Genomic DNA, 26,183 nt, shown 5'->3' with positions numbered 1-26,183 from the left:
GGATCAGTCGCGCCCGGCGCCCGCCACCACCTCGCGCACCACGTCCATCAGTGCCCGCGCCCGCGCGGACTGGCGGACTCCGTCGAGGCGGGCGAGCACCACCTCCAGCGGCGGATAGTCGTTGGTCAGGGCCAGACAGACCACCGAACCGCCCGCGTACGTCTGGTCGGTGGCGGGGCGCTGGTTGAGCACCGAGTAGCCGTGTCCCTGGGCGACCAGGGAGCGGACGGTCTCGTAACTGCGGGTGCGGTAGCGCACGTCGGGGCTGGTTCCGGTCGCGTCGACGAGGGAGCGGAAGTAGTCACGGCTGTGCGGCAGGTCCAGCAGCACCAGCGGGTCGCCCGCCAGCTCCGTGAGATCGACGGCACCGCGGGCGGCCAGCCGGTGGTCCGGCGGGACGATCGCGTATGCCGGGGCGGAGGCGAGCGGCTCGCGCACGAAGTCGCCGTCGAAGCCGAGGTCGTAGGTGAGGGCGAAGTCGATCCGGCCGCCCTGGAGGGCCAGGGCGAGTTCCTCCGCCTCGGCCTCCAGTACGGAGATCTCCAGGTCCGGGTGGCGCTCGGCGCAGACGGTGAACAGCGGGGGCAGCAGGGTCGGGGCCAGCGTCATGAAGCAGCCCAGGTTCACGGTGCCGGTCAGCGAGGCGCCGGTGCCGCGGGCCTCCTCGGCCACCTCACGGGCGTGGCCGAGGAGTTGCCGCGCCTGCTGGAGCATCCGCTCCCCGGCCGGTGTGAGGGTCAGCCCCTTGGCCCGCCTGCGGATGAACAGCTGCACCCGCAGGTCGTTCTCCAGGTTGGAGACGGCCGTGGAGACCGCGGACTGGGCGATGTGCAGCTGCCCCGCCGCGGCCGTCATGGAGCCCGACTCGGCCGCGACGACGAAGTAGCGCAACTGCACAAGGGTGAAGCCGACCAGCGCTGTCATGCCTCCAGGGTACATCTGCCCATCAGATGTACATCAGGAAAAAACTCTATCCATGTGATTCGAATCGGATTTTCGCATCCAGAAATCAGATCACCCATAACGAAAACATCTGTTCGACAGAATTCTCCCTGCGGCCGAGGATGACTCGTACGGCAGCACAGTCGACGCGACACAAGGACGGGCTGCCGCCCGAGGGGAGGCTGACATGCCGAGTGAAGAGACCGAAGTAGTCGTCGTCGGGGCCGGCCAGGCAGGCGTCGCTATGAGCGAGCACCTGGGAGCCCACGGCATACCGCACATCGTCCTGGAACGGCACCGCGTGGCCGAGCGATGGCGCTCGGAGCGGTGGGACTCCCTGGTCGCGAACGGGCCCGCCTGGCACGACCGGTTCCCGGGGATGGAGTTCCCCGGCGTGGCCCCCGACGCCTTCGCCTCGAAGGAACAGGTCGCCGACTACTTCGCCGCCTACGCGGAGAAGATCGGCGCCCCGGTGCGGTGCGGTGTCGACGTCACCTCGGTGCGCAGGCATACCGGTCGGCCCGGATTCCTGGTCGAGACGTCGGAGGGCTCCATCGACGCACGGTTCGTCGTGGCCGCGACCGGTCCGTTCCAGCGGCCCGTGATCCCGCCCGTCGTCGCGGACGGCGCAGTATCCGCGCAGATCCACTCCAGCGGGTACCGCAACCCGGATCAGCTGCCCGAGGGCGCGGTCCTCGTGGTCGGAGCGGGCTCCTCCGGCGTCCAGATCGCCGACGAGCTGCGCCGGTCCGGCCGCCGGGTGTTCCTCTCCGTCGGCCCGCACGACCGTCCGCCCCGCGAGTACCGCGGCCGTGACTTCTGCTGGTGGCTCGGTGTGCTCGGGCTCTGGGACGCCCAGACGCCCGCCCGGGGCGCCGAGCACGTCACGATCGCCGTCAGCGGCGCCCGCGGCGGCCACACCGTGGACTTCCGCGCGCTCGCCGACTCCGGCATCGAACTCGTCGGCATGACCGCCGCATTCGACGACGGCGTACTGCGCTTCGCGCCGGACCTCGCGGTGAACATCGCGCTCGGCGACGAGAAATACCTGGGACTTCTCCGCGCGGCCGACGCGTACGTCGAGCGCAACGGGCTCGACCTCCCCGAGGAGCCGCAGGCACACATCCTCGGCCCGGACCCGGACTGCGTAACCGCCCCCCGGCTGGAGCTCGACCTCGCCGAGGCGGGCGTCACCTCGATCGTCTGGGCGACGGGGTTCGCCGCCGACTACACCTGGCTGCACGTCGACACGTTCGACGAGCGGGGCCGCCCGGACCAGGCCCGCGGGGTGTCCCGCGAGCCCGGCGTCTACTTCCTGGGCCTGCCCTGGCTGTCCCGTCGCGGGTCGGCCTTCATCTGGGGTGTCTGGCACGACGCCCGCTACGTCGCCGACCACATCGCGACCCGGCGCGGATACCTCGCGTACGGCACCGCCGACCAGCCCGTCGCCGCGCGGGCGACCCCGACGAACTGAGGAGTGGCCATGACCCCCACGAACGAGGGCCACGAGGTGAGGGCTCCGATCGTCGCCGGCGGGCACACCCGCGTCCGGCCGTTCAACACACGCGACACGTACCCCGAGCAGAGCCTCGACAACGACCTCTGTCAGGCCGTCGTCGCCGACAACACGGTGTATGTCCGGGGCCAGATCGGCCAGAACCTCGACACCAGTGAGTCCGTGGGCATCGGCGACGCCGAGGCCCAGGCCGAACAGGCCATGGCGAACATCAAGATGCTGCTCGAAGAGTCGGGCAGCCGGATCGAGCACCTGGTCAAGGTGACCATCTACCTGATCGACCCGCGCTACCGCGAGGCCGTGTACCGCACCGTGGGCCGCTGGACCAAGGGCGTCCACCCCATCTCGACCGGTCTGGTGGTGTCGGCCCTGGCGCGCCCGGAGTGGCTGTGCGAGATCGACGCCGTCGCCGTGATCCCCGAGGGGGACCGGGCATGACGTTCTCCCTGGTGGTCCGCGAGGGCGAGCGGTTCGGCATCGCTGCGAGCTCATCGAGCCCGGCGGTCGCGGCCCGGGTCGTCCATCTGCGGCCCGGGGTCGGCGCGGCGACCTCGCAGAACATCACCGACCCCACGCTCGGCACGCGGCTGCTGGAGGGGCTAGCGGACCACGGCGACGCGGCCCGCGCCCTGGACGACGTGACCGGTGCGGCGGGGAACGCGGACACCATCGCCTACCGTCAGCTGACCGTGCTGGGCCGTTCCGGCCCCGGGTTCGCCTACAGCGGTGCGCGAACCCTGGGCAGGCACGCCTCGGCCGCCGCGGACGGCGCGGTGGCGGCCGGCAACATGCTGTCCGGCGCCCACATCCCCGGCGTGCTCCTCGACGCGTATGCCGCCGCCGCGGGCGAGCTGGAGGAGAGGCTGCTCACCGCGATGAAGGCCGCCGTCGCGGCCGGCGGTGAGGAGGGCCCGCTGTACTCCGCGGGTGTGGCGGTCGTCGCGCACGCGGGCTGGCGGGTGACCGACCTGCGGGTGGACTGGGCCGAGGACCCCGTGGACCGGCTCGGCGACCTCCTCGGCGTCTGGCTGCCGCAGCGCGACGACTACGTGCGGCGCGGACTGGATCCCGCCACGGCCCCTTCGTACGGCGTACCGGGAGATCTGTGATGGACGCGGTGAAGGAGGCCGTCCGCACGGCGGTGGACCGTCGCGCCGAGGAACTGATCGGGCTCTCCGAGCGGCTGCACGCCGACCCGGAGACCGCCTGGGAGGAACACCGGGCCGCCGCAACCGTCCCCGAACTGCTGGACCGCGCCGGATTCGACGTCACCTCCTCCTACCTGGGCCTGGACACGGCGTTCCACGCCCGGTTCGGCAGCGGGCCGGTGCGGATCGCGCTGTGCGCCGAGTACGACGCACTGCCCGGCCTCGGTCACGCGTGCGGGCACAACCTCATCGCGGCCGGCTCCGTGGGCGCCGCGCTCGGCCTGGCCGCCGTCGCCGACGACGCCGGACTCACCGTCGAGGTCTACGGCACCCCGGCCGAGGAGGGCGGCGGCGGCAAGATCGAGATGCTCGACCGGGGCGCCTTCGCCGGGGTCGACCTCGCGATGATGGTGCATCCGGCGCCGGTCGACGTCGCCGAGGCCCGGCCGTTCGCGGTAAGCCACTCGAAGATCTCCTACACAGGGAAGTCCGCGCACGCCGCCGCCTATCCGGAGGCGGGGATCAACGCGGCCGACGCCTTCACCGTGGCCCAGGTCGCCATCGGGCTGCTGCGCCAGCAGCTGCCCGCGTCGGTGCGCGTGCACGGCGTGGTGACACACGCCGGGGACGCTCCGAACGCCATCCCGGACCGCTCGACCGGACGCTGGTACGTCCGGGCCGAGACGCTCGCCGAACTGGCGGAGCTGGAGCCACGTGTCATGCGGGCCTTCGAGGCGGGGGCCCTTGCCACCGGCTGCGGGCTGGAGATCGAGCCGGAGAGCAAGCCGTACGCGGAGTTCCGCACCGACGAGACCGCCCTCGCCCACTACCGTGCCAACGCCCTCGCCCTGGGTCGGGAGTTCGCGCCGCCCGGCCAGGCGGCGCGGATGAACCGCGCCTCCACCGACATGGGCAACGTGTCACAAGTGGTGCCGGCCATCCACCCCTACATCGGCATCGGCTCCCTGCCCGCCACCAACCACCAGCACGAGTTCGCCGCGTACTGCGTGGGCCAGGCAGCGCAGCGGGCCCTGCTCGACGGAGCGGTCGCGCTGGCCTGGACGGGTGTGGACCGCGGTGCGTCGGCCGCCGCACGTGATCGAGCGTGAGGGGACAAGAGTCCGTCGGGCCCGGCGTCACGGCCGCCCGGTGCCGTCGTTGCCGCGCCTTGTCCGAGCGTGCCGCCAGACCGGGCCCGCCCTCCCTCCGCGATGCGTACCTCGTCTTCGTGGCTCGGCCGCGGGTGACCCGGCGCGGTCGACGCCGTCAGGTTCACGCACACGCCGAGGACGGGCCGCGCCCGGCTGCCGAACGCCGGAACGCGACACCGGACCGGGAGTCCGGGCTGCCGGCCGAGGGCAGGTCGCCGCTGGGCGCCCCTCACACCGGCGGGCGGACGACCGGTGCCGACACCCGCCCGGACCGCCGGGCGCGGGCGGTGACAGAAGTACCGGCGCTCGTCCGCCCGCCCGGCAGGACGGTCACCGGCGGGCACCCTCGCGCACAGGGTGTGCCGCGCCGGACGCGGTGCCGCGCGGGGCGACCGCTCCGGCACCGCCCTCCGCGACGGTGGCCGTCGGCCCATGGGAGCGGCGGTGGCTCACAGACGCGGGCAGCCGGTGAGTGTCCGGGCGAGGCCGGCCAGGGCGTCGCGGGCCGTGTCGCGGTCCACGGCCGGGTTCCGGCTGACGATGTGCAGGCCATAGCCGTCCTCCAGCACCACCAGGTCGCGGGCCACCTCCGCGACCCCCTGGGACGGTGCGAACACCCCCTCCGCACACCCGACTTCAAGGATCGTCGTGTACAGCGCGACCTCGCGGGCGAAGAGCGAGGACATCAGGGCGGCGTGCTGCCGGCTGCGGTCGGCGAGCCCGTGCAGTTCGTAGAGCAGGCGATGCACGGGGTCGTCGCTGTCGCGGGGCAGTCCGCTGTCGATCGCCCTGCGCAGCCGGTCCACCGGATCGCCCGCGATGACGGCGGAGGTGTGGGACAGGCGTACGGCCAGGTACCGCTCGACCGCGTCCTGGTGCACCTCGAAGACCAGGTCGTCCAGCTCCGGGTAGTAGTACAGGACCGATCCCGCGGAGACCCCCGCCTCGGCCGCGATGTCCTTGATCCTCAGTCCGGCCAGCCCGCGCCCGGTGATCGCCCGGCCGGCCGCCTCGATGAGCGCCTCACGTCGAGCGCCCTGATTCTTCGGTCTTGCCATGGCGTTAATTTCTCACTTCTCAGGTCAATGAATCCACATTCTCCCTCTCTTGACCATTGACAGTCCACCGGTAAATAGTTTGACTTTCGATTCAAAGAACTCTGGCCGGCCGTACGGCGGCCACATCGGCGCCCCGCTCCGGGGCCGACCCGGGAGCCGTTCTTCATGACCCACATCACCCACTCCGGCTGGCAGCGCAGGGCCGCCGAGCTGCGGCCCGAGACCAGGGCGTACATCGGCGGGGAATGGACCCACGCCGCCGACGGCGCCACGTTCACCACGGTCGACCCGGCCCGCGCCAAGCCGGTCGCCGAGGTCGCCGCCTGCGGGGCCGCCGAGGTCGACCGGGCGGTGCGCGCCGCCCGCGCCGCGTTCGAGGATGGCCGCTGGTCGCGCCTGGCACCCGCCGAACGCAAGCGCCGGCTGCTCCGCCTGGCCGAGCTGATCGCCGCCGACGCCGAGCATCTCGCGCTGCTCGACAGCCTCGACATGGGCAAGCCGATCACCGACGCACTGACCGTCGACGTACCGTCGGCCGCGGCCTGCTTCGCCTGGCACGCGGAGGCGATCGACAAGCTGTACGACGAGGTGGCGCCCACCGCCCCGGGCAGCCTCGCGCTGGTGCGCCGCGTACCGCTCGGCGTGGTCGGCGCCGTCGTCCCGTGGAACTTCCCGCTGGACCTGGCCGCCTGGAAGCTCGCACCGGCGCTGGCCGCGGGCAACAGCGTCGTCCTCAAGCCCGCCGAGCAGTCGCCGCTGTCCGCGCTCCGGCTGGCCGCCCTCGCCGCCGAGGCCGGTCTGCCCGACGGCGTACTGAACGTCGTCCCCGGCCTCGGCGAGATCGCGGGGCAGGCCCTCGGCCGCCACCCGGACGTCGACGTCCTCGCCTTCACCGGCTCGACCTCGGTCGGCAGACTGTTCCTGACGTACGCCGGTGAGTCCAACCTCAAGCAGGTGTGGCCCGAGTGCGGCGGCAAGAGCCCCAACCTGGTCTTCGCCGACGCCGATCTGGAGGCCGCCGCCGAACGCGCCGCCTGGGGCTTCCTCTACAACACGGGACAGGTGTGCTCCGCCAACACCCGGCTGCTCGTCGAGGCCTCCGTCGCCGAGGAGTTCACCGCCCGGGTCGCCGCACACGCCGCCGCGTGGCGGCCCGGCGATCCCCTCGACCCGGCCACCCGGCTCGGCCCGGTGGTCGACGAGCGGCAGGCCCGGCGCCTGGCCGACGCCGTCACCTCCGCGGTCACCGGCCACGGCGCGCGGGTGGTCTGCGGCGGCACCCGCCCCGACCTCGACGGCGCCTACCTGGACCCGACGATCGTCACCGGCCTCGCGCCCGACGCCCCGCTCGCCCGCGAAGAACTCTTCGGCCCGGTCCTGACCGTCCTGCCGTTCGGCGACGAGGCCGAGGCCGTCCGGATCGCCAACGACTCCCCGTACGGGCTCGCCGCCTCCGTGTGGACCCGCGACCTCTCCCGCGCCCACCGTCTCTCCGACGCCCTTCACGCGGGCACGGTCTCGGTCAACACCGTCGACGCGCTCGACACGGTCGTCCCGTTCGGAGGCTTCAAGCAGTCCGGCTACGGCCGTGACCTCTCCCCGCACTCGTTCGCCAAGTACACCGGCCTCAAGACGACGTGGATCGCGTACAGCTGAGCCGGCACGTCACCACCATCCCCCGCCGAACGTCGAGAAGGGACCTGACGATGAGCCGCACCACCCTCTCCCCCAGCGAGCTGGCCGCCGCCGACCGAGCCCGCATCATCCACCCCTACCTGCCCGGAGACGCCCAGGAACGCGTCATCATGACGGAGGGCTCCGGCTGCCGCCTCACCGACACCGACGGCCGCAGCTACCTCGACGCCACGGGCGGACTCTGGCTCGCCCAGATCGGCCACGGCCGCGAGGAAGTCGCCCGCGTGGCCCACGAACAGATGCGGAAGCTGGAGTACTTCACCAGCTTCTGGGAGTTCTCCAACGACCGCGCCATCGAACTCGCCACCCGCCTCACCGACATCGGCCCCGAGGGCCTCGGCCACGTCTACTTCACCTCGGGCGGCTCCGAGGGCAACGAGGCCGCCATCAAGATGGCCCGCTACTACCACCACCGGCGCGGCGAGTCCTCCCGCACCTGGATCCTGGCCCGCGACAAGGCGTACCACGGCATCGGCTACGGCGGTGGTTCGGCCACCGGCTTCCCCGTCTACCACGAGGGGTTCGCGCCGATGATGCCCCACGTCTCCCACCTCACCCCGCCCTGGCCGTACCGCACCGAGCTCTACTCCGGGCAGGACCCCACCGACTTCCTGATCCGCGAGCTGGAGGAGCGCATCGCGGAGATCGGGCCGTCCAACATCGCGGCGATGATCGGCGAGCCCATCATGGGCGTCGGCGGCATGCTCGTCCCGCCCGCCGACTACTGGCCGCGGGTGCGCGAGGTCCTCGACCGGCACGGCATCCTGCTGATCTTCGACGAGGTCGTCACCGCGTACGGCCGGGTCGGCGAGTGGTTCGCCGCCCAGCACTTCGGTGTCCGCCCCGACATCATCGTCTCCGCCAAGGGCCTCACCTCCGGCTACATCCCGCTCGGCGCGCTCCTCGTCGGCGACCACGTCGCCGAGCAGCTGCTGCGCGAGCAGGGCTTCCCCATGGGCTACACCTACAACGGCCATCCGGTCGCCGCCGCCGTCGCCCTGGCCAACCTCGACATCATCGAACGCGAGGGCCTGCTCGCCCGGGCCGTCGAGATCGGCGCCTGCCTGCACCGCGAACTCGAATCCCAGCTGGGCGGGCTGGACGTCGTCGGAGAGATCCGGTCCGTCGGGATGATGCTCGCCGTCGAACTCGTCGCGGACCGCGCCACCCGCGAGCCTCTCCCCCTCGACCCCACCCGCATGCCGCACGACGTGATCCGCCGTGAGAGCGGCGTCATCGTGCGCGACTCCGCGCACAGTCTGGTGCTGTCCCCGCCGCTGATCATGACCGAGGCCGAGGCCAAGGAGACCGCCGACGCCATCCGCTCCGTCCTGGAGCGCACCCTGCCGACCGGCCGGATCCGCGACTGAGCGCATCCCGCCGAGCCCCTGCACACCGGAGGCCCCGCCGTGTCCGTCACCGAATCCACACCCGTCCCCGTACCGCATCTGCGGCGCAGCCTGCGCCGCTTCGACATCATGGCGATGGGCGTCGCCGCCGTGATCTCCTTCGACACCATCGGGCAGATCGCCTCCGGCGGCGGCGAGGCAGCCACCTGGATCGCCGTCATCGCGCTGGGCTTCCTCCTCCCGTACGCCCTGATCTTCGCCGAGACCGGCGCCGCCTTCCCTCAGGAGGGCGGGCCGTACGTCTGGGTGCGGCTCGGCCTCGGCCGGGCCGCGGCGGCCGTCACCACTCTCCTCTACTGGGTCACCAACCCCATCTGGCTCGGCGGCTCACTCGTCTTCATCGCCGCCCAGACCTGGGACGGCTTCGTCTTCCACCTCGGCACCGGCACGTTCGCCGACTACACCTTCAAACTGCTCTTCATCTGGGCGGCCATCCTCACCGCCGTCGTCTCACTCCGCCGCGGAAAGTGGATCACCACCGCGGGCGCGGCGGTGAAAGTCCTCGCCATCGCCTGGTTCACCGCCACCGCCCTCGCCTACGGCACCGAGCACGGCTTCCACGGCCTCGACGGAACATCCTTCAGCCCGACCACCGCGGGCTTCCTCGCCCTGGTCCCCGTGCTGCTCTTCGCCTACGTGGGCTTCGAGGCGCCCAACGCGGCCGGCGACGAGATGCACGACCCGCAGCGCGACGTACCGGTCTCCATCGGCGTCTCCGCGCTGATCGCCACCTGCTGCTACCTGCTGCCGGTGCTCGCGATCCTGTCCGCCGCCCCGCCCGGAAAGGTGACCGGCATCGGCGGCTTCATGGACGCGGCCCGCCTGGTCTACACGGACGTGTACGGCGGCTGGAGCGGACCGCTCCTCACAGTCACCGCCGTGATGTTCGTCTTCGCCCTGCTCACCCAGGGCAGCGCCTGGATGATCGTCAGCGACCGCATGCAGGCCATGGCCGCGGCCGACGGCGGCTTCTTCCGCCCCTCCCTGGGGGCGTTCCACCCGCGGCTCCACACCCCGGTCCGCATGAACCTGGTCTCCGGGATCACCGCGACCGCCTTCACGATCGCCGCCATGACCCTCGTCCACGGCGACGCCGCCGCCGTCTTCGGCGTGGTCCTCACGGTCGCCATCACCACCCTGCTGCTCTCCTACCTCACCGTCGTTCCGGCCCTGCTCCTCCTGCGTCTGCGCCATCCGGACGTGGTCCGCCCCTACCGGGTGCCCTTCGGCACGACCGGCTTCACGGTGTACGCCGCGCTCGTCTACGTCTGGATCCTGATCGGCTCCTGGGTGGCCCTGTTCCCGGGCACACTCGAAGCCCTCCTCGGCATCGACTACGACTTCCACGGCACCTGGGGCGTCTCCCGCGCCACCTTCGAGGCGTTCACGCTCGGCACGGTCGTCCTGCTGCTGGTGATCGGCGCCGCCGGGTACACCATGAGCCGGAAGCCCTCAGTCAACGTCGAGGGCCGCGCGGCCTGTCTCTCAACTGCTGTGTCCAGAGGTTCGCAAGAGCCCTGAGACACTCCTTGCGCCGTATTCGAGTGTGTCGATTTCACGGCTGATCCTGGTTGTTGAGTGGTCACATGCTGCGTTGTTGAGTGGTCACGTGCTGCTCGGGGTCAGGCGGCCCCCGAAGACGATCCGGAACGCGTTCAAGGGTGTCTTCCAGCGCATGCTCCACCTCTTGCGGCCCTTTCCCCGTCGGGTCCGGGCTCATCAGCGCCATGTGGACGCACTTGAGGGCGGCGGCCTGGTTGGGGAAGTTTCCGCGGACGCCGACGACCTTATCGCCGGATACCTCCGGCCCCAGGTTTCCTGGAACTCACCGAACCTCTCCGTCGCCGCGTCTTCGCTGGGGGGCTGTGTATACGGGCCTGAGTGCTTTGGCGACCTTGTCCCCGTCCTGACGGGCCGCGTAACGGAACGAATTGCGCAGGAGGTGACCACACACGTCTGGACAGTCGCGCGAGACCAGACCGTCTCCACGGCGTCGGGCAGGCCCCTGAGCCCGTCACAGACCAGCACGAGTGCAAGCGACGCTGGTGAAGGCCAGGAAGTGCGCGCCTTCGCGCTCGTAGCGCCGGTGCAGTCGGCGACCTCAGCGGGCGATGCGGTGCCGGATGCCGTGCCCGCGTAGCCAGCGCCGCAGGTGGTCGTAGTCGTAGCCCTTGTCGGCATGGAGCTTGCCCGGTCCGCGTCGCCGTCGGCCGCGCCGGGAGCGAATGGGCGGTACGTCCCTCACGAGCGGTGATCAGAGCCTGGCTGTCATGGAGGTCCGCCCCTGAGATGCCGACATACGAGGAGGAATTTACCCCCTCGGTGATAAACTGGACTTTCGATACGCACTTACCCCGACCTGCAGGATTCGATCCTGTCAGGTCCCCTTTTCAAAGCTCGCATATTCACCGAGTGGATCGCGCGCCTGGACCTGTCCAAATCCCCGCGCGAGCCGAGTTCGTCCAGGACCAGGCGGTGGAGTTTGGCCCACGCCCTGGCCTTCGTCCACGCGGCGGAGCGCCGCCGCACGGCCGCTGCTGACGGACCGGACGACGCGGACGGCACCTGCCGCTATGTACAGCCCGACGTGGACGAACACGATTGAGGCCGGCACTTCCCGGTCACCATGCCGCCGCCAACCGCTGCCTTGAGACCACGACGGGGCCTCAAACAACCCGCGGGAAGAGCCCCCGCAACTCATCCAGCACCAGCCGCTCACCGACCGAACCCACGACCGACACCCTGCCGAACCAATGGAGAGGCCTTCGAAGCGGACAGCCAATTGCGAACCGCAAACCCCCTGGAGGTGAGACGGTGGAGGGACGGCGTGAGGGCGACGACATTGCCGCATCGAACCCGGTCGACACCACGGACGTTCCACTCACCGCGCGGGCAGTTGTGGACGCTCACGGCACGATCACCGAATGGGGTGAGGGCGCCAGCCGACTGCTCGGCTATACCCCTGCGGAGGTCATTGGCAGACCGGCCGCCGATCTGGTCGACGAAAAGATCTCAGCAACGGCTCTGCGTCGTCTCCTGGATCTGCCGTCCTGGTGCGGCACGGTCCGGCTGAGGCACCAGGACGGACATGGCGTGGAGCTGCGTCTGCTCGCTCACCACCGGCAGGCGGAGGGTAAGCCCCCCGACTGGTTGGTGTTGTCCCCGCCCGCTGGTTTTGGCTCAGTCCAGAAAGCGGAGAAGCTGGCCACGTGGAGCTTCTACGGGGCGAACTGCTGCTCGATGGAGACGTACAACACGGACCTGCGACTGCTGCAGGCCAACCGATTCTCCGAGCGTGCCCTGAACATGAGTGAAGCGGAGATGCGGGGTTTCCGGCACGCCGAACTGGTGGCCCATCCCGAGTTCGAGAAGGTCGAGCAGCGCATGCAACAGGTGCTGGACACCGGCGAACCCCAGGATGTGGAGGTACAGGTCCAGGTCGCCGGCGAAATCCGTAAGCAGGCCTGGAACCTCTCGTTGTATCCGATTCGGGACGACGACGGCGTGCTGCGAGGCGTGGGGCTGTCGGCCCACGACAGGACCGACCAGTACTGGGCACACAAACGCCTGCAGGTACTGAACGATGCGGGGGCCCGCATCGGAAGAACGTTGAGCGTCACCCGTACCGCTCAGGAACTGGCCGATGTCGCCGTCCCCGAACTCGCCGACTTCGTCACCGTCGACCTGCTTCCGGACGTCGAGCGCGCCGAGATGACATCACCGGAAGCCGCCGCGCCCGGGCCGACCCCGAAGGGTACGTATCTGCTTCGACGAGTGGCACATCAGTCAGTGCTTCGGGACACGGCCGAGGCTGTCCTCAGCCCCGGCGACGTGGACGGTTACGCCGCGCACTCACCGACCGGTGAATGCCTGGCCACCGGTCGGCCCATGCTGTACGCCGAGTTCGCTGCGGAGTCTGCCGACTGGTCGGTAGGACACCCGGGCCGGGAGGGCTCGGTCCGCCATTTCGGCATTCACTCCATCATGGCGGTTCCGTTGAAAGCCCGTGGCCACACTCTGGGTGCGGCCGTCTTTCTACGGCACCAACGCCCCGAGTCCTTCAGCGAGGGCGATCTGCTGCTGGCCGAAGAGATCACTGCTCGGGCCGCACTCTGCATCGACAACGCGCGCCGATTCACCCGGGAACGGGACACGGCCCTGGCACTGCAAAAGGCTCTGCTCCCTCAGAAGCTGCCCGCTCAGCCGGCGGTGGAGGCGGCCTTCCGCTACCTGCCGGCGGACACACTGGCAGGCGTGGGCGGAGACTGGTTCGACATCATCCCACTGTCCGGAGCCCGGGTCGCGCTCGTCGTCGGTGACGTCGTCGGTCACGGTGTGCAGGCATCGGCGATCATGGGTCGGTTGCGTACTGCCGTCCGGACTCTCGCCGACATCGATCTTTCCCCCGACGAACTTCTCACGCACCTTGACGACCTGGTCATCAGGCTTTCGGCGGACACAGACGGTGACGGCGGATCGCCTGGCGACCAGACCGCCGAGCTGGCTGCGGGCCTCGGGGCCACCTGTCTGTACGCCGTCTACGACCCTGTCTCCCGCATCTGCACACTGGCCAGTGCGGGCCACCCCGTCCCGGCTGTGGTCAGCCCGGGGGGCGCCGTGCGCTTCTTGGACGTACCCGCCGGACCTCCACTGGGTCTGGGCGGGCTGCCCTTCGAAACCGCCGAGGTCCGCCTACCGGAAGGAAGCCTGCTCGCTCTGTACACCGACGGACTGGTCGAGTCCCGAGAGCAGGCCATGGACGAGGGAGCCGACCGTCTGCTCAGCGTCCTCGGCGGTCCCGTGACATCCCTGGACGATCTCTGTGACGCCGTGCTGGCCACCGTGCCGCCCGAACACCCTGCGGACGACATCGCCCTGCTCATCGCCCGTACTCAAGCGCTCGACCCCCGGCACGTCGCCTCCTGGGACCTTCCCGCCGACCCCGCTGTGGTGGCCAGAGCCCGTAAACTCGTCACGGCGCAACTCGACGAGTGGGGCGCCCGGGACGTCACCTTCGCCGCCGAGCTGGTGGTCAGCGAACTCGTCACGAACGCGATCCGCCACGCCGAAGCCCCGATCCGCCTACGGCTGCTGCGGGACCGCCATCTCATCTGCGAGGTCTCGGACGCCAGCAACACGGCGCCCCACCTGCGCCGTGCCCGTACATACGACGAAGGCGGTCGTGGTCTGCTGTTGGTGGCGCAGCTGAGTCGCGGGTGGGGAACGCGACACACCGGCACCGGCAAGACAATCTGGGCGGAGCTGGCCCTGGACCCGCTCTAGTCACCGGTACGTGTGGGAGAGCGGACCGTGTCCCAATGATGTGCTTCAACTCCGATGGTGTTGCTGCCTCCGTGACCGGGATGCACCACGATGTCCCGCGGGAGCGTTGGTACTCCAGCTGGATTTCGCTGTCTGACCTGCGGGTTCCACTGGACGGCTGGAGTGTGGCGGGCTGTGGAGTGGCCAGGGGCGGTCTACCGGGGCCCCTTGAACGTGCGACAACGCCGCAGGTAATGACAGCGGGTGGGAAAGCTCCCCACGTGATCTCCGAGAGTGCTGCCGAGCAGTGGGATCTTGAACTGGACGACCTCTTCGTGACCACGTGACCATCGGTCATCGCTTCGGCCGTGTGGAACTTCGCTGCCGCATCCGTGATACCCCATCGCCCCGCAAGAATCCGACCAACAGTTTCCGGAAGATCCACGCGACGAGTCGGGACCTGCGGTCCCGGCCGAAGCCACCTGACTCCGCATCCATCCCGCACTCACCGGCACGCCCCGAGAACCGTTCGAACAGCCCGCGCTCCAGCTCGAACCGTGCCAACCGGTCCCGACCGAAGCCGAACGCCAGAGCGCAGGCAGGGATGGCCGTGGCCGCAACCCCGGCTGCGGCACCCCCGATCACCGACACCGCGTCCTGTCCCGTGTGCTCCGCAGCCGCAACACCGTCACCTTGCCCCTCGCGGCCGAGCTGATGGGCCGCAAACGCAACGTGCTCAGCTACCACGCCGGAAGGTCCAAGCCGACGCCGGCCTTCGCCGGGCCCGAACTCGCCAGAGTCCTCGTCCTCCAGCGGACCCGTTCTCCCCGCACGCTCGAAGCAGTAGTTAAATTACGGTTCCTGAGCCCCTTCCAGTTCGTCGATGATCATCGCGACGCCTTCGGGGTGAAGCGCCTGTGCCGAGTCATGGAAGCCTCCCGCTCCGGCTGCTACCGGTGGCGGGCCACCACCGACACCCGCGCCGGGCGGGCTCTCTCCGATATCGAGCTGACCGGGAAGATCCGCGAGATCCACACCGAATGGGACGGCACCCACGGCTCTCCGCGCATCACCGCCGAGCTGCGGGCCGAGGTCCGGCAGGCCAACAACAAGCGGGGCGAGCGCGTGATGGGCAAGGCCGGCATCGTCGGCATGCACCTGCGCAAGAAGGTCACCACCACGGTGCCCGCCCCGGACGCGGCCCAGGTCCCCGACCCCCTGCAGCGCGACGTCACCGCGGGCGAACCGAACACCGAGTACGTCGGCGACATCACCTACCTGCCCGTCGGCGACGGCCAATTCCTTTACCTGGCCACGGTGTTGGACCTCTACTCCAAGCGCCTGGCGGGCTGGGCGATCGCCGACCACCTGCGCACCGAGCTGGTCACCGACGCACTCGACCCCGCTGCCCGCACCCGCGGCGGCGACCTGAGCGGGGCAGTCTTCCACAGCGACAACGGAGCCCAGGGTGGATTCGACTGGTCGTCGCAACACTTTGGTCTCGGAGGTGTGCGACGACCAGTTGAATCCACCCTGGGTGTTGTGATCGGCGTGCGCTGAGCCTTTGCAGCGGTGCCGCTCCAGGGTGAGGACGGCGGCTGCGATTGACGTCATTCGGTTCGGGCTGCACCGGGCTTTGCGGAGGATCCGCCATGACTTCAGTCGTGCGATGCCGCGCTCGACCGGTGCGCGTGCCGCCGACAGCCCACGGTTGACGGTCTGTTGGGTGGGTGTGAGGTCACGTCCTGGCGGGCGTCCGAGGGCTGTCGTCACCCATGGGCCGGCGCCCACGTAGGCCCGGTCGGCGACGATCGGGATGCCCTGGCGTTCGCAGATCCTGATGATCCGGTGGGTGCGGGAGGCGGTCAGGTCGTGCGCGTGACCCGGCAGTGCGGGTGAGATCCACAGCAGTCGCCCGACCGGGTCGGTCACCACCTGCACGTTCACGCCGTTGCGTCGGTGTTTTTGGGAGAAGTCGGCTCAGCTGTCGCCGACCCGGTCGCGCTCCGCCAGAGTGCCGTCGAGCAGGGCGTAGTCGGGGTCGGCTTCGCGCAGGGTCCGCAGGAGCCCGGGTGACCGGTCGGCGAGCAGGTCGATGACGGCTGCCGTGTAGGCGTGGGCGGTGCCGACGGAAATACCGAAGTCGGCCGCGAACTGGGCGAGGGTGTCGCGCCGGCGCAGGTACACCAGGCCGACCAGCGCACGCTGGTGCGGCGGGAGCTTGCATCAGCGGTCACCCTCCCGGGTGACGATGAGCAAGGTGACCCACTCGACCAGGGCATGCGGCAGGTCGAGTGCGGCAGGATAGGCAGCCAACAAGGCTCCTGCGCCAATGAGTTGAGACGTCCAACACCTTCCTCAACGGCGTAGGAGCCTTGTCCGTTGCGGACGCCGACGTCGTCACCTGATCAGTGGCCACACTGAAACGGCTCGCTGTCCCGCCCGGTCCGGGGCGCCGGTTGCGGAGGGCCGGCCCCTGTTCCAGCGCCTGGTCGTAGCGCAGATGTGGCTCCTTGTTCCCCCGGTAGTGCTCGCACTCCAACGACTCGGGCAACTTGTTGATCTGCTGCCGCAGTTCCTCGATACAGGCGCGGGCCGCCGCGTCCACCTCGAACAACGAGCCCATCACTGCTCCAAAGGTCGTGACGACACCGTAAGAGCCACCCGCCAGAACCGCAGCCACAGGCTCAAGTTCCCGACTCAGCCGGTTCCCCAGAGGGAGCCATACCCAAAGGAAGTGATGGCGAGGGCAGGGTCCGTACCCGAGCCTGACGCTGAAGTGCGGGCTTCCTCCCCCCTTTTCAGCGGACGGTACCCTATTCTCCGAAACCCTCGGTTCCGGCCTGCCTGGACCGGTACGGTCTCCATCCAGCCGACCGTATGGAACGGTCAAGGAAGGACAGGCGCATGCTTCCCGAGGTCTTGGTGGCTTTAGCCGCGTCCGGCGGTACCGCGGTGGTACAGGCCGCTGGGACGGAGGCGTGGGACCAGTTGAGCGGCCGGGTGGCTCAGTGGCTCGGGCGAGGACACACCGGGGCGGAGGAGGCCGAGCTGGAGCGGCTGAACGGGACCGCAGGCGAACTGCGTACGGCGAACGGGTCGGCGCAGGTGAGAGCCGACCAGGAGTCCTTGTGGCGGGGTCGTATCGCCGAGGTGCTCGAAGGTCTGGAGAGTGATGAACAGGAGCGTGCCGCAGCGCAGTTGCAGCATCTGCTCGCCCCGTACGTCGTCCCCCGCACCCGGCCGAACGGTGCGGGAGTCATCGTGGATCAGGACGTCACCATACGGGCCGACAACCAGTCGATCGCGGCGAACAACCTGTTCGGGGGCGCGCACATCAGCCTCCCTACGACGCTGGATCCCTCCCGTGGCTGAGCGGGCCGGCGCCTGCCGACCCTGACCCCGCCCGGTCCGGACTCTTCGGGGACCGGCCGGGGAGTGTGAGCGCGCAGGCCGGTGCCGGGGGTATCGCGATCGGCGCCATTCACGCCCATCCTTGCGGCGGTGTGCCGGCCCTCCCCCAGCAGCGGGCGGAGCGTCTGAACCAGATCGGGACCATCCCTCGGGAGGCGGACTGCTATCAACGCCGGACCGCCCTCAAGGCGTTGAACCAGGAGTCGGCCACCGGGCAGCCTGCGGGCACTCATGTGCTGACCGGGACGGCCGGGGTTGGCAAGACCCAACTCGCCGCCCTGTACGTGCGCGACGCGTGGCGGTCCGGCCAACTGGACCTGCTGCTGTGGATCAACGCCAATACGCGGGCCGGCGTCGTCACCGTGTACGCCCAGGCCGCCTCGGAGCTGCTCCGCACGGATTCCGGCAGCCCGGAGCAGGCCGCCGTCGCCTTCCTGGCCTGGCTGGAACACAAGGCGCGGGCTCAGCCCTGCCGTTGGCTCATCGTGCTGGACGACGTCTGCGACCCGGGCGACCTGCGGCACCTGTGGCCCCCGGACAGCCCCTACGGCCGGACGGTGATCACTACTCGACGCCGGGACGCGGCGCTGAGCGGCGGCGGCCGACGCCTGGTGCGCGTAGGCCTGTTCGAACCGGAGGAGGCCGTCGCCTATCTGTCCAGCAGGCTGTCCGACCACGGCAGCGCCGAGTCCGAGGACGCCCTCGCTGACCTCGCGAGGGATCTCGGATACCTCCCCTTGGCGCTCTCCCAGGGCGCTGCCTTCATGCTGGACGCGGGCCTGGACGCAGCTGCCTATCGCAAGCTCCTCGCCGACGGAGCCCGCAACCTCGCCGAACTCCTGCCCGAGCAGCAGACTCTGCCCGACGACCAGGACGCCCCCATGGCCGCCGCCTGGGCCCTGTCGATCGACCACGCCAACGGTCTCCGCCCCGCGGGCCTGGGCCGGCCCATGCTCCAACTGGCCGCCATGCTCGACGCGAACGGCATCCCCACCAAGGTCCTGACCAGCGACCCAGCCCTCGACAACCTGTCAGCCTCGGTCCGAGGGCGGCACCGGCGGGGCCAGCAGCAAGGGAGATGCACCGACGAGGAGGCCCTCGGGGCCCTGCGCGCTCTCCACCGTCTGAACCTGATCGACCACACGCCGGGTGGTTCCCCTCAAGGTGTGCGCGTCCACCAGCTCATCCAACGCACGGTCCGTGACGCGCTGGCCCCGGCCGAGTACGAGCGGCTGGTGCGGGCCGCCGCCGACGCGCTGACGGCCGTATGGCCGGACATCGAGCGCGACACCGGCTTCGCCCAGACCCTGCGGGCCAATACCACCGCGCTAATGCGGCACGGGCGTGACCCCCTGTACCGGCCGCAGCCGCATCCCGTGCTGCACCGCATCGGCCGGAGTCTCGGCAAGACGGGTCAAGTAAGCGCAGCCCGCGACCACTTCGAGGACCTCGCCCGCGCGCTGCGGCAGTACTGCGGCCCAGACCACCTCGACACGCTGCTTGCGCGGGGCGGTCATGCCCGCTGGCGGGGCGAGGCGGGCGACGCCTCCGGCGCCGCGGACGAGACGACCGACCTGCTCGGGGACGTTCTGCGGGTCCTCGGCCCTGATCATTCCCACACCCTCACCACGCTCAGCAACCTCGCCCGGTGGCGGGGCGAGGCAGGTGATCCCGAGGGGGCCGCTGCGGCGACGGCCGACCTGCTCCGGGACCGGACGCGCATCCTGGGCCCGGACCATGAGCTGACCCTCTCCACACGCAGCAACCTCCAGTACTGGCGCGGCCGGACGAGTGATCCGGCCGACGCCGCCGTGGCGACCGGCGAACTGCTGGAGGACATGCTGCGCGTGCTGGGCCCGGACCACCCCTACACACTCACCGCGCGCAGCCACCTCGCCCACGTACGCGGCCGCGCGGGCGACCACAAGGCCGCCGCGGCGGCGACCGCGGAACTCCTTGAGGATCAGGATCGGATCCTGGGCCCCGACCACCCGGACACCCTCACCACCCGTCACGAGCTCGCTCGCTGGCACGGAGAGGCCGGGGACGCCCTGGCCGCCGCCGAGTCCCTGACCGCGCTGCTGAAGGACCGCTCCCGCGTTCTGGGCCCCGACCACCCGCGCACCCTCGCCACACGCAGCAACCTCGCCTGTTGGCGGAGCGAGGCCGGGGACCGCTCGGGTGCGGTCTCCCTCACCGAGGAACTCCTGCACGACATGCTGCGGGTCCTGGGCCCCCACCACCCCTACACCCGCATCGCCCAGGCCAACCTGGCACGCTGGCGCGAACAGCCGGAGGACGACGGGACGCCCATCCCGTACTGACCTGCCAGTCCCTCGGGATGGCCTGAGCGGGCATGGTCAGGTGGGTGCGGCTCCTTCCAGGAGAAGGCTGTTGATGTTCCTCCCCCGGCCTTCCTGCGGCTTCAAAGATCGGGCACCCCGACGCCGGGCCCTCACGGCAGCCTCTCCACCAGCGGTAATACGGGCCGCCAGAGGGCTCGTGCTCATACACGGGTTCTCTCAGCTGCCATGGCAGGCAGTGTCTGCCCGGCCTGCGGTGTCACCTGAGTTCAACGGAGTACGAGCTGCCGTCGAAGGTCCATCCGCCGGTGCCTTCACCGATGTCCTGCACGATGACGTCGTCGACGAAGTGGTCCTCGAACCCGGTGTCGCTGAGCTCGCCGGCGATCCGGAGTTCCTCGATCGCGTCCCAGTCGCCCCGGCTCCCGTCGATCCGCAGGGGCGCGACGGCGCGTGACTCACCCCGGCCGAGACCAGGCAGCGGCATCAACACGCCCTCGCGGCATAACCAACGAGTGTCCAAGATCACGGGGAAGCTTCACACACCGGCTACCCCAACAGGGCGAACACACCGCTCAGTACAGCCGAACAACAGCAGGCCACAATCAAGATCATTAAGTAGCAGAACCAGCTACGTCACACCCAGTACTACAACCGGAAGAGGATCCACTCGACCTCGCCGTACAGAACGGAAGTATCGGTCTTCAAGGGATCACTTCAGACGAGCCCTGCCCCCGCCCCGGCCTTCCAGGCCGGGGCGGGGGCAGGGCTCGGATGGTTCCCACGTTCTCTATGTGCCGGTCCGCCACGATGGGTGCCCTGCTTTGCGCCGACAGCCTCGCCGCGCCTACGCCGAAGTCCTGCGGCACGGCCACAGGTCCCGACGAGTTCTCGGATTCCGGAGCCGGCGGCCTGCATGCAAGGCAGCCGCGTACTGCTTCCCGGCCCAGATCCACGAGGTTGGAGCCGGTACAACGCTTACGGAACTTTGAGCGCAGGTTCCTCACGTACACCTTCCGGCCCCGCCTGCCGGACTCGCCACGTCTGGCAGTACCGGCACGTCTCGTCGTTGCCGGAGCCGCTTCCCGCCCCACACAACGTCCCCCGGATCGGACTGCCCCGGCTTCTACCGGACGGCTGCGACGGCCCGGCCGCGGCGGCCCCGCGGATCCTCAGCTGGTGTACCAGTCCTCGGAGGGGCCGCCGTCACAGGTGTACTGCACCACCTTGGCCTGGTTCAGCAAGCTGTCGAAGAGGACACCCATGCACTTGCCACTGTGCCTGGCAACGAGCAGCCGATAGGGGCTGACAGGGCTCGAGCGCCACGTCCACTGCTGGTTGTAGCCGCCGTTGCAGCTGTTCTGTTGGATCGTGTGGTCGTTCTCCTGACTCGACCCCTCGACCTCCAGGCACTGCCCGCTGGCCGCGACGACCAACTGGAAGTAGCCGCTGTCGGTCGGATACTGGGCCCACTGCTGCGAGACGGTGCCGTTGCAGGTGTACTGCTGGATGGCGACCTGGGTGGCTTGGCTGCCGCCGGGGTCGTCCAAGCACTTGCCGCTGTTGTAGTTGTACTCCTGGTAGTAGGTGACCGCCAGCGTCCCGTCGGTGGCCGCACCCGCCATCGGCGCCGCCACCACACTCGCACTACACAGTGCGCCCGCGAAGGCAAGCCCGAGAAGTGTGTTGCGTCTGCTGATCGCCTTCATACTTTCCATGCCTCTCTTCTTCTTTCAAGAGTCTTTCGGTGAATGGCGCAATTACGTCAATTTCCAAATCTGGTTGGTGTTGCCATCGAAGCAGTCCCAGATCTGGATCCGCGTGTAATTACTCGTAGGGCCGTCTGTAAGGTCGAGGAATCTTTCACTTGCCCGGTCGATCAACTTGCCGGCGAGAACCGCCGGACGGGTGCATTGGCACCTGGGACCTTCACACGCGTCGCGAACGGCATCCGTAGATGGCGGGCGAAGGCTGAAAGCCGCTGGTCGTGTGACACCGGTGGCCGATGACCTGCGCTCGCGCAGTTCCCCCACTGGCCGGGAGCGACCGAGCTGCCCCCGGCGTCCATCAGCGGCGCCATGCCTTCTGGCGGGGCGGCTGCCGAGGCACTACCCTGCTGGCCGAGCAGGAACAGGTAAGGGTTCAGCGCCATGACGGCAGTGCGGACGAGCGGACGCCTCGGCCGTGTGCGCCGCACCTGTCTTGAGCGCGACGCCGCACGTCCGCCGGTCCTGACTGCTCCGGCGGGCGCACTCACCCGTCTGCGCACAATGGCGTAAATGCATACGGAATTTCCCCGGTCCTTGAAGTTCCGGCGCACGGGCATCACCGCGAAGCCGCAGGTCCTGCGCAGCCATCCATCCACGGGTCGCCGAACGACCCCCGTGTTCCCTCGCCGATTCTGACCACCTCCGTGTCCGATCCGACGTACACCCGGGCTCCGGACGATTCGAAGCACGGTTCCCACACGGTGGCCGGTCACCGAACCGCCTGTCATGTCCCGTTCCGTTCAACGGAACGGACGACCCGTCAGAACGCTTCACACCCCACGGCTGAAAGGCTCGCCAGGGCGCAGTCCCGCGTATACGCAAGGAGCCTCAGTCCGCAGCGGGTAGCTCCCAGCCTCAGTCTGCCGCGGACTACCGGGTCTGATGCACGATCGGGTGACATCTGAACTGGCTTGCCCTGCGCGGCAGGTGGGAAGTGGAGTGACCCCCGGGATTCCGACACCTGGACGCTGGATGTTTCGTCATCCAGGGGAAGTGATCCATGGTGGCAAAGCGAAGGAATTTCCCGGACGAGTTCAAACGAGACGCAGTCGACCTCGTGCGTTCCTCGAAGGACCGCACTCTCACCGACATCGCCCGGGGCCTGGGGCCTGGGCATCCATCGGGAAACCCTGGGGAAGTGGGTCCTCTAGGACGCCACCCGGCGTTCCCGGACGCCGGACGGCCGGGGTGATACCAGTATGAGCGCCGGCGAACAAGAAGAACTCAGGCGCCTGCGGCGGGAAAACGCCCGGCTGAAGGAGGACGACGAGATCCTCCGGAAAGCCGCTGCCTATTTCGCGCGGGAGACGACACGGTGATCCGCTTCCGTTTCGTCGACGAGCACCGGAACGCCCACAGCGTGAAGCGGATGTGCGACGCCCTGGGCTGGGACCGCCGCGGCTACTACACCTGGCACAAGAACAAAGAGACATGACAGCAGAGGGCGGACGAGGAAGAAGAACCGGCACGACACATCCGGGAGATCCACACCGATTCCCGGGGCGCCTAACCTCGATCTTTCTTGACGGTCCGCCGACGGGGTCGGCGGACCGTTTCGCTTTCGGTGGTTGAGGTTGGGCAGGCCGACAGCCCGAGTGTCGCGTCGAGTGGGCGCCGGGTTCCACTGCTCCGGTGTGGTGGTGCGGATCGTTGGGTGGTCGGTGTGGCTGGTCAGCCAGGGCTCGGCAGTGCATTGAGCCGACCGATTGCCTGGGTGATCTCGTCGGTCCAGGGCCATCGCGCAGTGACGCGGAGCCAGTGGCGGCGGCCGGCGGTGACAAGCTGGGCGGCTGCGGAGAACAGCCGCGGGCGGAGTTTTTTGGGTTCCCAGCGGCGGGTGTCGCCGGTCGGGGCGAGCGTGGGCATCCAGGCGAGGAGGTCGAGTGCGAGGGAGACGATCTCCAGCCAGATCCGGTTCTGGGCGGTGTCGTGCAGGGGCAGATTGCGCAGGCCGGTGGCGCGGGCGCCTCGGATACGGTCCTCGCAGCGGGCCCGCCTGCGGTGACGTAGTTCGAGGTCGGCGAGCTGGCCGCCTTTCGTGTTGGTCGCGAAGCAGGTCAGCCGCAGCCCGTCGAGGTCGGTGAAGCGCAACTGGGCGCCGGGGTGCGGGCGTTCCTTTCTGACGATCAGCCGCATGCCCTTGGGCCAGGAGGAGAGGTCGGGCATGTCGGTGATCTCTGCGACCCAGGCGCCGGGCCGCTCGGCGCCGTCGGCGTCGTAGGCCGGTGTCCATGCCTTCTTCGGGATCTTCAGGACGGCCTGGTGGATGGCATCGGTGATGGTCATTCCGACGGAATACGACAGCCACCGGCCGGGCCGGGAGAGCCAGTTGAGGAAGGTATGGGTGCCGCCGGCGGAGTCGGTGCGGATCAGCGTCTGGTGTCCCCGCCGCAGGTGTTTAGGGAGTTGGGCCAGGGTGAGTTGGCGGTTTCGATGTGGTCGGCGGCGGTGTTGGAGCCTGCGTTGCCGGGCCGCAGCAGCGTGGCCACCGGCTCTCCGGAACCGGCCTGGCCGTGGTCGACGAACGCGACGAGCGGATGGTGGCCGAAGGTCTTCTTCCAGGTCGCGGTGGCGTCCTGCTTCTCGGAGTGCGCAAGGACCAGCACCCCGTCGATGTCCACGATCACGCTGCCACCGGCGGCCGGACTGTCTGCACCGGCCAACTCCCAGACCCGCGACCGTACTTCGGCTCGCGCCGCGCGGATCGCGGTGAGCGCCTTCGGCCCGGCTGAGGCGAGGGCGTCGATGAGCCGGGAGAACGTGGGGTCCGATGCCACCGGCCCGAACACGCCGCGCTCGGCCCGCAGCAGGGCGACGTCGGCGAGGCAGTCCCCGCCCAGAGCCGTTGCGAGCGCGACATCCAGCAGGACCTTGCCCGGGTCGTGCACCGCCCGCAGCTTGCGCCACGGCGCCAGTGCCGCCGATATCGCGGTGTCCAGGCCGCACTTGCGGACCGTCTCGACCAGCATCACTGCCCCGGCCTGCGAGACCGCCCCTCGGCCACCGCCCTCGACGCGGACACGCGGGTACAACCCGATACGCTTGCTCACCTGGAGAGTGCTTCTTTCCGTGCAGCCAACAGGACTCTCTGCTTATTTGATCAAGACGCGGACGAGCACGCCCATGAAAGCGCGAGGCAACTACAGTAACCGCACGGCCTCCCACTTCTCCTGCTCCGCGGGCGTCCGCCCGCCCCCTTGCGCATACTGCATGAGGTCGTCGTACCGCAGGGATCACCACTCGTCACGACCGCCCGGACACAGGGTCCCTGGCTGCCCTCGGACTCACCGGATGAATCCGGACAGACCTCGATCATGCAAGGGACCCTGCGCCCGGACATCGCCGATTCAACCTTGGTAACGCTCGCGTCTCGCATCGCCGACTTGCATGGCCTGCTGGCGAGTAAGGGAGGAGCAATCCAGTATTCGCCCCACCACCGAATCCACTTGCAGATTCGGATGTATCTCCTGCATCCCCTCCTCTATTGCCTTGCGCGCGAAACCCACGTACTCGTCGGCGATACGACTCCAGTCGGGAACCTGCAGCTCACGATCGATGAAATCGAGCAGCCGCGACGCGAAACCGATACGCATCGCGAGGTCGACATCCGAATCCTCGTTGACCGGATAGGAGTCCGTGATGGCAATGTCCAGCAGGACTGAGAGCGCATCGCCCCTGATCCAGCACGACCCCGCCCTGCCGACTGCATTCCTCGCCCATACCAGACTCGAAATCCACCCAGCACCAACCTGATCAGCAAACCTCGTCAGAGCCCATTCTCGGATGTGGTTGCGCGCCGATCCTCGATGAGTTCGGCGGCAAATTCAACTGCCTCCAGGGCATCACTGGTCAGAAACAGGCATATACCTTCACGATGCGGCCAGGCGAGAACGCGATACTCTCCCGATGCTGCGGAGATGGCAGGGAACTCGTCTTTGATGTCGGCGAACGAGTCGGCATCCGACACGGTCAGCGACCACGTAGAGAGAGAAGGGTAAAGGGCGCGAAACGTCGGATCATTATAGGCGGCCGAAAGCATTCGCCACATTTCCTCCGTGGCACGACCGCCTGGCAGATGCGGCGGCCTGTATTCATCCAGGATTGCATTCCACTCTTCTTCGCGTGTTCGCATAGGAGAATCATCCGATTTCAGCGGCATTCCGTCAACACACGTGAAAGGCGCCGCCCTGTGATGCGGGCGACGCCTTTCACCGGACTAGCAGGGTGCGTCGCCGTTGTAGAACGTGGTGATGGCACGCGCAGCTGCGTTTCCGCAGACGTATCTGAGTTCATCCGCCGTTACAGACTGCCCGGCGTACGTTTGAGCCCCTGAGAGCATCTCGTCGATGTTGATGATGCCCTGCATGTTGAAGGAGATCTTACCCTTCTTCGTGACGACGAGGTCGATCATGTCGACTATCTGAAGTGACCCCTTGAGGTCCGACACTTCCTTTTTATGCCGCGAGGTCGAGGCGTTGCCGATAGAGGGTCCGTGCCTGATGCGGGGTGAGGTAGC

At 69.0% G+C, this 26,183-nt stretch carries 18 protein-coding genes and 4 pseudogenes; 12 read left to right on the top strand and 10 right to left on the bottom strand.

Translation table 11 applies throughout. From position 1 onward, the window contains the following. Positions 1 to 3: 3 nt before the first annotated feature. The gene (locus ACIQBL_RS46770; RefSeq protein WP_401954870.1) at positions 4 to 924 is read right to left on the bottom strand and encodes a LysR family transcriptional regulator; all 921 of its coding nucleotides are present in this window, start codon (positions 922 to 924) and stop codon (positions 4 to 6) included. A gap of 205 nt (positions 925 to 1,129) precedes the next feature. On the opposite strand from ACIQBL_RS46770, the gene ACIQBL_RS46765 reads away from it, so the two are divergent. Genes ACIQBL_RS46765 through ACIQBL_RS46750 form a run of 4 tightly spaced genes read left to right on the top strand, consistent with a single transcriptional unit; the run spans position 1,130 to position 4,715 of the window. After that, positions 1,130 to 2,416 (top strand): flavin-containing monooxygenase, encoded by a 1,287-nt coding sequence (locus ACIQBL_RS46765; RefSeq protein ID WP_401954868.1) that lies wholly within the window; start codon positions 1,130 to 1,132, stop codon positions 2,414 to 2,416. A 9-nt stretch (positions 2,417 to 2,425) separates the two neighbouring features. Further along, entirely contained in the window at positions 2,426 to 2,896 is a 471-nt protein-coding gene (locus ACIQBL_RS46760; RefSeq protein ID WP_401954866.1) for a RidA family protein, read from the top strand. Continuing rightward, positions 2,893 to 3,567: a DUF1028 domain-containing protein gene (locus ACIQBL_RS46755; RefSeq protein WP_401954864.1), complete on the top strand. Its 675-nt coding sequence runs from the start codon at positions 2,893 to 2,895 to the stop codon at positions 3,565 to 3,567. Before ACIQBL_RS46760 ends, ACIQBL_RS46755 begins: the two co-directional genes overlap by 4 nt. Continuing rightward, positions 3,567 to 4,715, top strand: coding sequence for a M20 family metallopeptidase (locus ACIQBL_RS46750; RefSeq protein ID WP_401954861.1), 1,149 nt, complete (start codon positions 3,567 to 3,569; stop codon positions 4,713 to 4,715). The genes ACIQBL_RS46755 and ACIQBL_RS46750 overlap by 1 nt, the downstream gene beginning before the upstream one ends. A gap of 491 nt (positions 4,716 to 5,206) precedes the next feature. Here ACIQBL_RS46750 and ACIQBL_RS46745 read toward each other — a convergent pair whose 3' ends face one another. Further along, positions 5,207 to 5,815 carry a TetR/AcrR family transcriptional regulator gene (locus ACIQBL_RS46745; protein WP_401954858.1) on the bottom strand — a complete coding sequence of 203 codons (609 nt, stop codon included), beginning with the start codon at positions 5,813 to 5,815 and terminating at the stop codon, positions 5,207 to 5,209. Positions 5,816 to 5,980: 165 nt separating this feature from the next. Here ACIQBL_RS46745 and ACIQBL_RS46740 point away from each other — a divergent pair, with 165 nt between their 5' ends. The 3 genes from ACIQBL_RS46740 to ACIQBL_RS46730 are packed head-to-tail and all read left to right on the top strand — an operon-like array spanning position 5,981 to position 10,440. Beyond that, entirely contained in the window at positions 5,981 to 7,471 is a 1,491-nt protein-coding gene (locus ACIQBL_RS46740; RefSeq protein WP_401954855.1) for an aldehyde dehydrogenase family protein, read from the top strand. Positions 7,472 to 7,521: 50 nt separating this feature from the next. After that, complete coding sequence (locus ACIQBL_RS46735; protein WP_401954852.1) at positions 7,522 to 8,880, top strand: aspartate aminotransferase family protein; 1,359 nt, start codon at positions 7,522 to 7,524, stop codon at positions 8,878 to 8,880. A gap of 39 nt (positions 8,881 to 8,919) precedes the next feature. Then, the gene (locus ACIQBL_RS46730) at positions 8,920 to 10,440 is read left to right on the top strand and encodes an APC family permease (protein WP_401954849.1); all 1,521 of its coding nucleotides are present in this window, start codon (positions 8,920 to 8,922) and stop codon (positions 10,438 to 10,440) included. 198 nt (positions 10,441 to 10,638) lie between these two features. On the opposite strand, the gene ACIQBL_RS46725 is transcribed toward ACIQBL_RS46730, so the two are convergent. Beyond that, positions 10,639 to 10,947, bottom strand: coding sequence for a transposase (locus ACIQBL_RS46725; protein ID WP_401954846.1), 309 nt, complete (start codon positions 10,945 to 10,947; stop codon positions 10,639 to 10,641). Continuing rightward, positions 10,934 to 11,660 (bottom strand): annotated as a pseudogene (locus ACIQBL_RS46720) (IS5/IS1182 family transposase). The gene ACIQBL_RS46725 and the pseudogene ACIQBL_RS46720 overlap by 14 nt, the downstream one beginning before the upstream one ends. A gap of 73 nt (positions 11,661 to 11,733) precedes the next feature. Here ACIQBL_RS46720 and ACIQBL_RS46715 point away from each other — a divergent pair. Together ACIQBL_RS46715 and ACIQBL_RS46710 are read left to right on the top strand one after the other, a co-directional pair. Continuing rightward, positions 11,734 to 14,202, top strand: a complete 2,469-nt coding sequence (locus tag ACIQBL_RS46715; RefSeq protein WP_401954844.1) for a SpoIIE family protein phosphatase — start codon at positions 11,734 to 11,736, stop codon at positions 14,200 to 14,202. 840 nt (positions 14,203 to 15,042) lie between these two features. Further along, positions 15,043 to 15,648, top strand: a pseudogene (locus ACIQBL_RS46710) (IS3 family transposase); the annotation flags it as partial. 102 nt (positions 15,649 to 15,750) lie between these two features. Here the strand turns inward: ACIQBL_RS46710 and ACIQBL_RS46705 are convergent. After that, positions 15,751 to 16,497, bottom strand: a pseudogene (locus tag ACIQBL_RS46705) (transposase family protein); the annotation flags it as partial. A gap of 591 nt (positions 16,498 to 17,088) precedes the next feature. Between ACIQBL_RS46705 and ACIQBL_RS46700 the strand changes: the two are divergent. Further along, complete coding sequence (locus tag ACIQBL_RS46700) at positions 17,089 to 17,556, top strand: hypothetical protein (protein WP_401954842.1); 468 nt, start codon at positions 17,089 to 17,091, stop codon at positions 17,554 to 17,556. Positions 17,557 to 17,687: 131 nt separating this feature from the next. Further along, complete coding sequence (locus ACIQBL_RS46695; protein ID WP_401954839.1) at positions 17,688 to 19,919, top strand: tetratricopeptide repeat protein; 2,232 nt, start codon at positions 17,688 to 17,690, stop codon at positions 19,917 to 19,919. A 238-nt stretch (positions 19,920 to 20,157) separates the two neighbouring features. Here the strand turns inward: ACIQBL_RS46695 and ACIQBL_RS46690 are convergent, their stop codons facing one another. The 3 genes and pseudogenes from ACIQBL_RS46690 to ACIQBL_RS46680 all read right to left on the bottom strand — a co-directional run bounded on the left by ACIQBL_RS46690 (position 20,158) and on the right by ACIQBL_RS46680 (position 24,717). After that, positions 20,158 to 20,385, bottom strand: a complete 228-nt coding sequence (locus ACIQBL_RS46690; RefSeq protein ID WP_401954836.1) for a hypothetical protein — start codon at positions 20,383 to 20,385, stop codon at positions 20,158 to 20,160. A 685-nt stretch (positions 20,386 to 21,070) separates the two neighbouring features. Beyond that, positions 21,071 to 21,616, bottom strand: coding sequence for an RICIN domain-containing protein (locus tag ACIQBL_RS46685; protein ID WP_401954833.1), 546 nt, complete (start codon positions 21,614 to 21,616; stop codon positions 21,071 to 21,073). Positions 21,617 to 23,338: 1,722 nt separating this feature from the next. Next, positions 23,339 to 24,717, bottom strand: a pseudogene (locus ACIQBL_RS46680) (IS1380 family transposase). A 264-nt stretch (positions 24,718 to 24,981) separates the two neighbouring features. Between ACIQBL_RS46680 and ACIQBL_RS46675 the strand changes: the two are divergent. After that, positions 24,982 to 25,329: a hypothetical protein gene (locus ACIQBL_RS46675; RefSeq protein WP_401954830.1), complete on the top strand. Its 348-nt coding sequence runs from the start codon at positions 24,982 to 24,984 to the stop codon at positions 25,327 to 25,329. 104 nt (positions 25,330 to 25,433) lie between these two features. On the opposite strand, the gene ACIQBL_RS46670 is transcribed toward ACIQBL_RS46675, so the two are convergent. Beyond that, positions 25,434 to 25,799: a DUF6193 family natural product biosynthesis protein gene (locus ACIQBL_RS46670; RefSeq protein ID WP_401954828.1), complete on the bottom strand. Its 366-nt coding sequence runs from the start codon at positions 25,797 to 25,799 to the stop codon at positions 25,434 to 25,436. Positions 25,800 to 25,883: 84 nt separating this feature from the next. After that, positions 25,884 to 26,183 (bottom strand): hypothetical protein (locus ACIQBL_RS46665; RefSeq protein WP_401954825.1); only part of this gene is annotated, 300 nt, incomplete at its 5' end.

It is taken from the genome of Streptomyces sp. NPDC088350, from assembly GCF_044753545.1.
Lineage (GTDB): Bacteria > Actinomycetota > Actinomycetes > Streptomycetales > Streptomycetaceae > Streptomyces.
The sequence above is the reverse complement of the archived record's forward strand: the minus strand, read 5'-3'. Positions and strand labels throughout refer to the sequence as shown.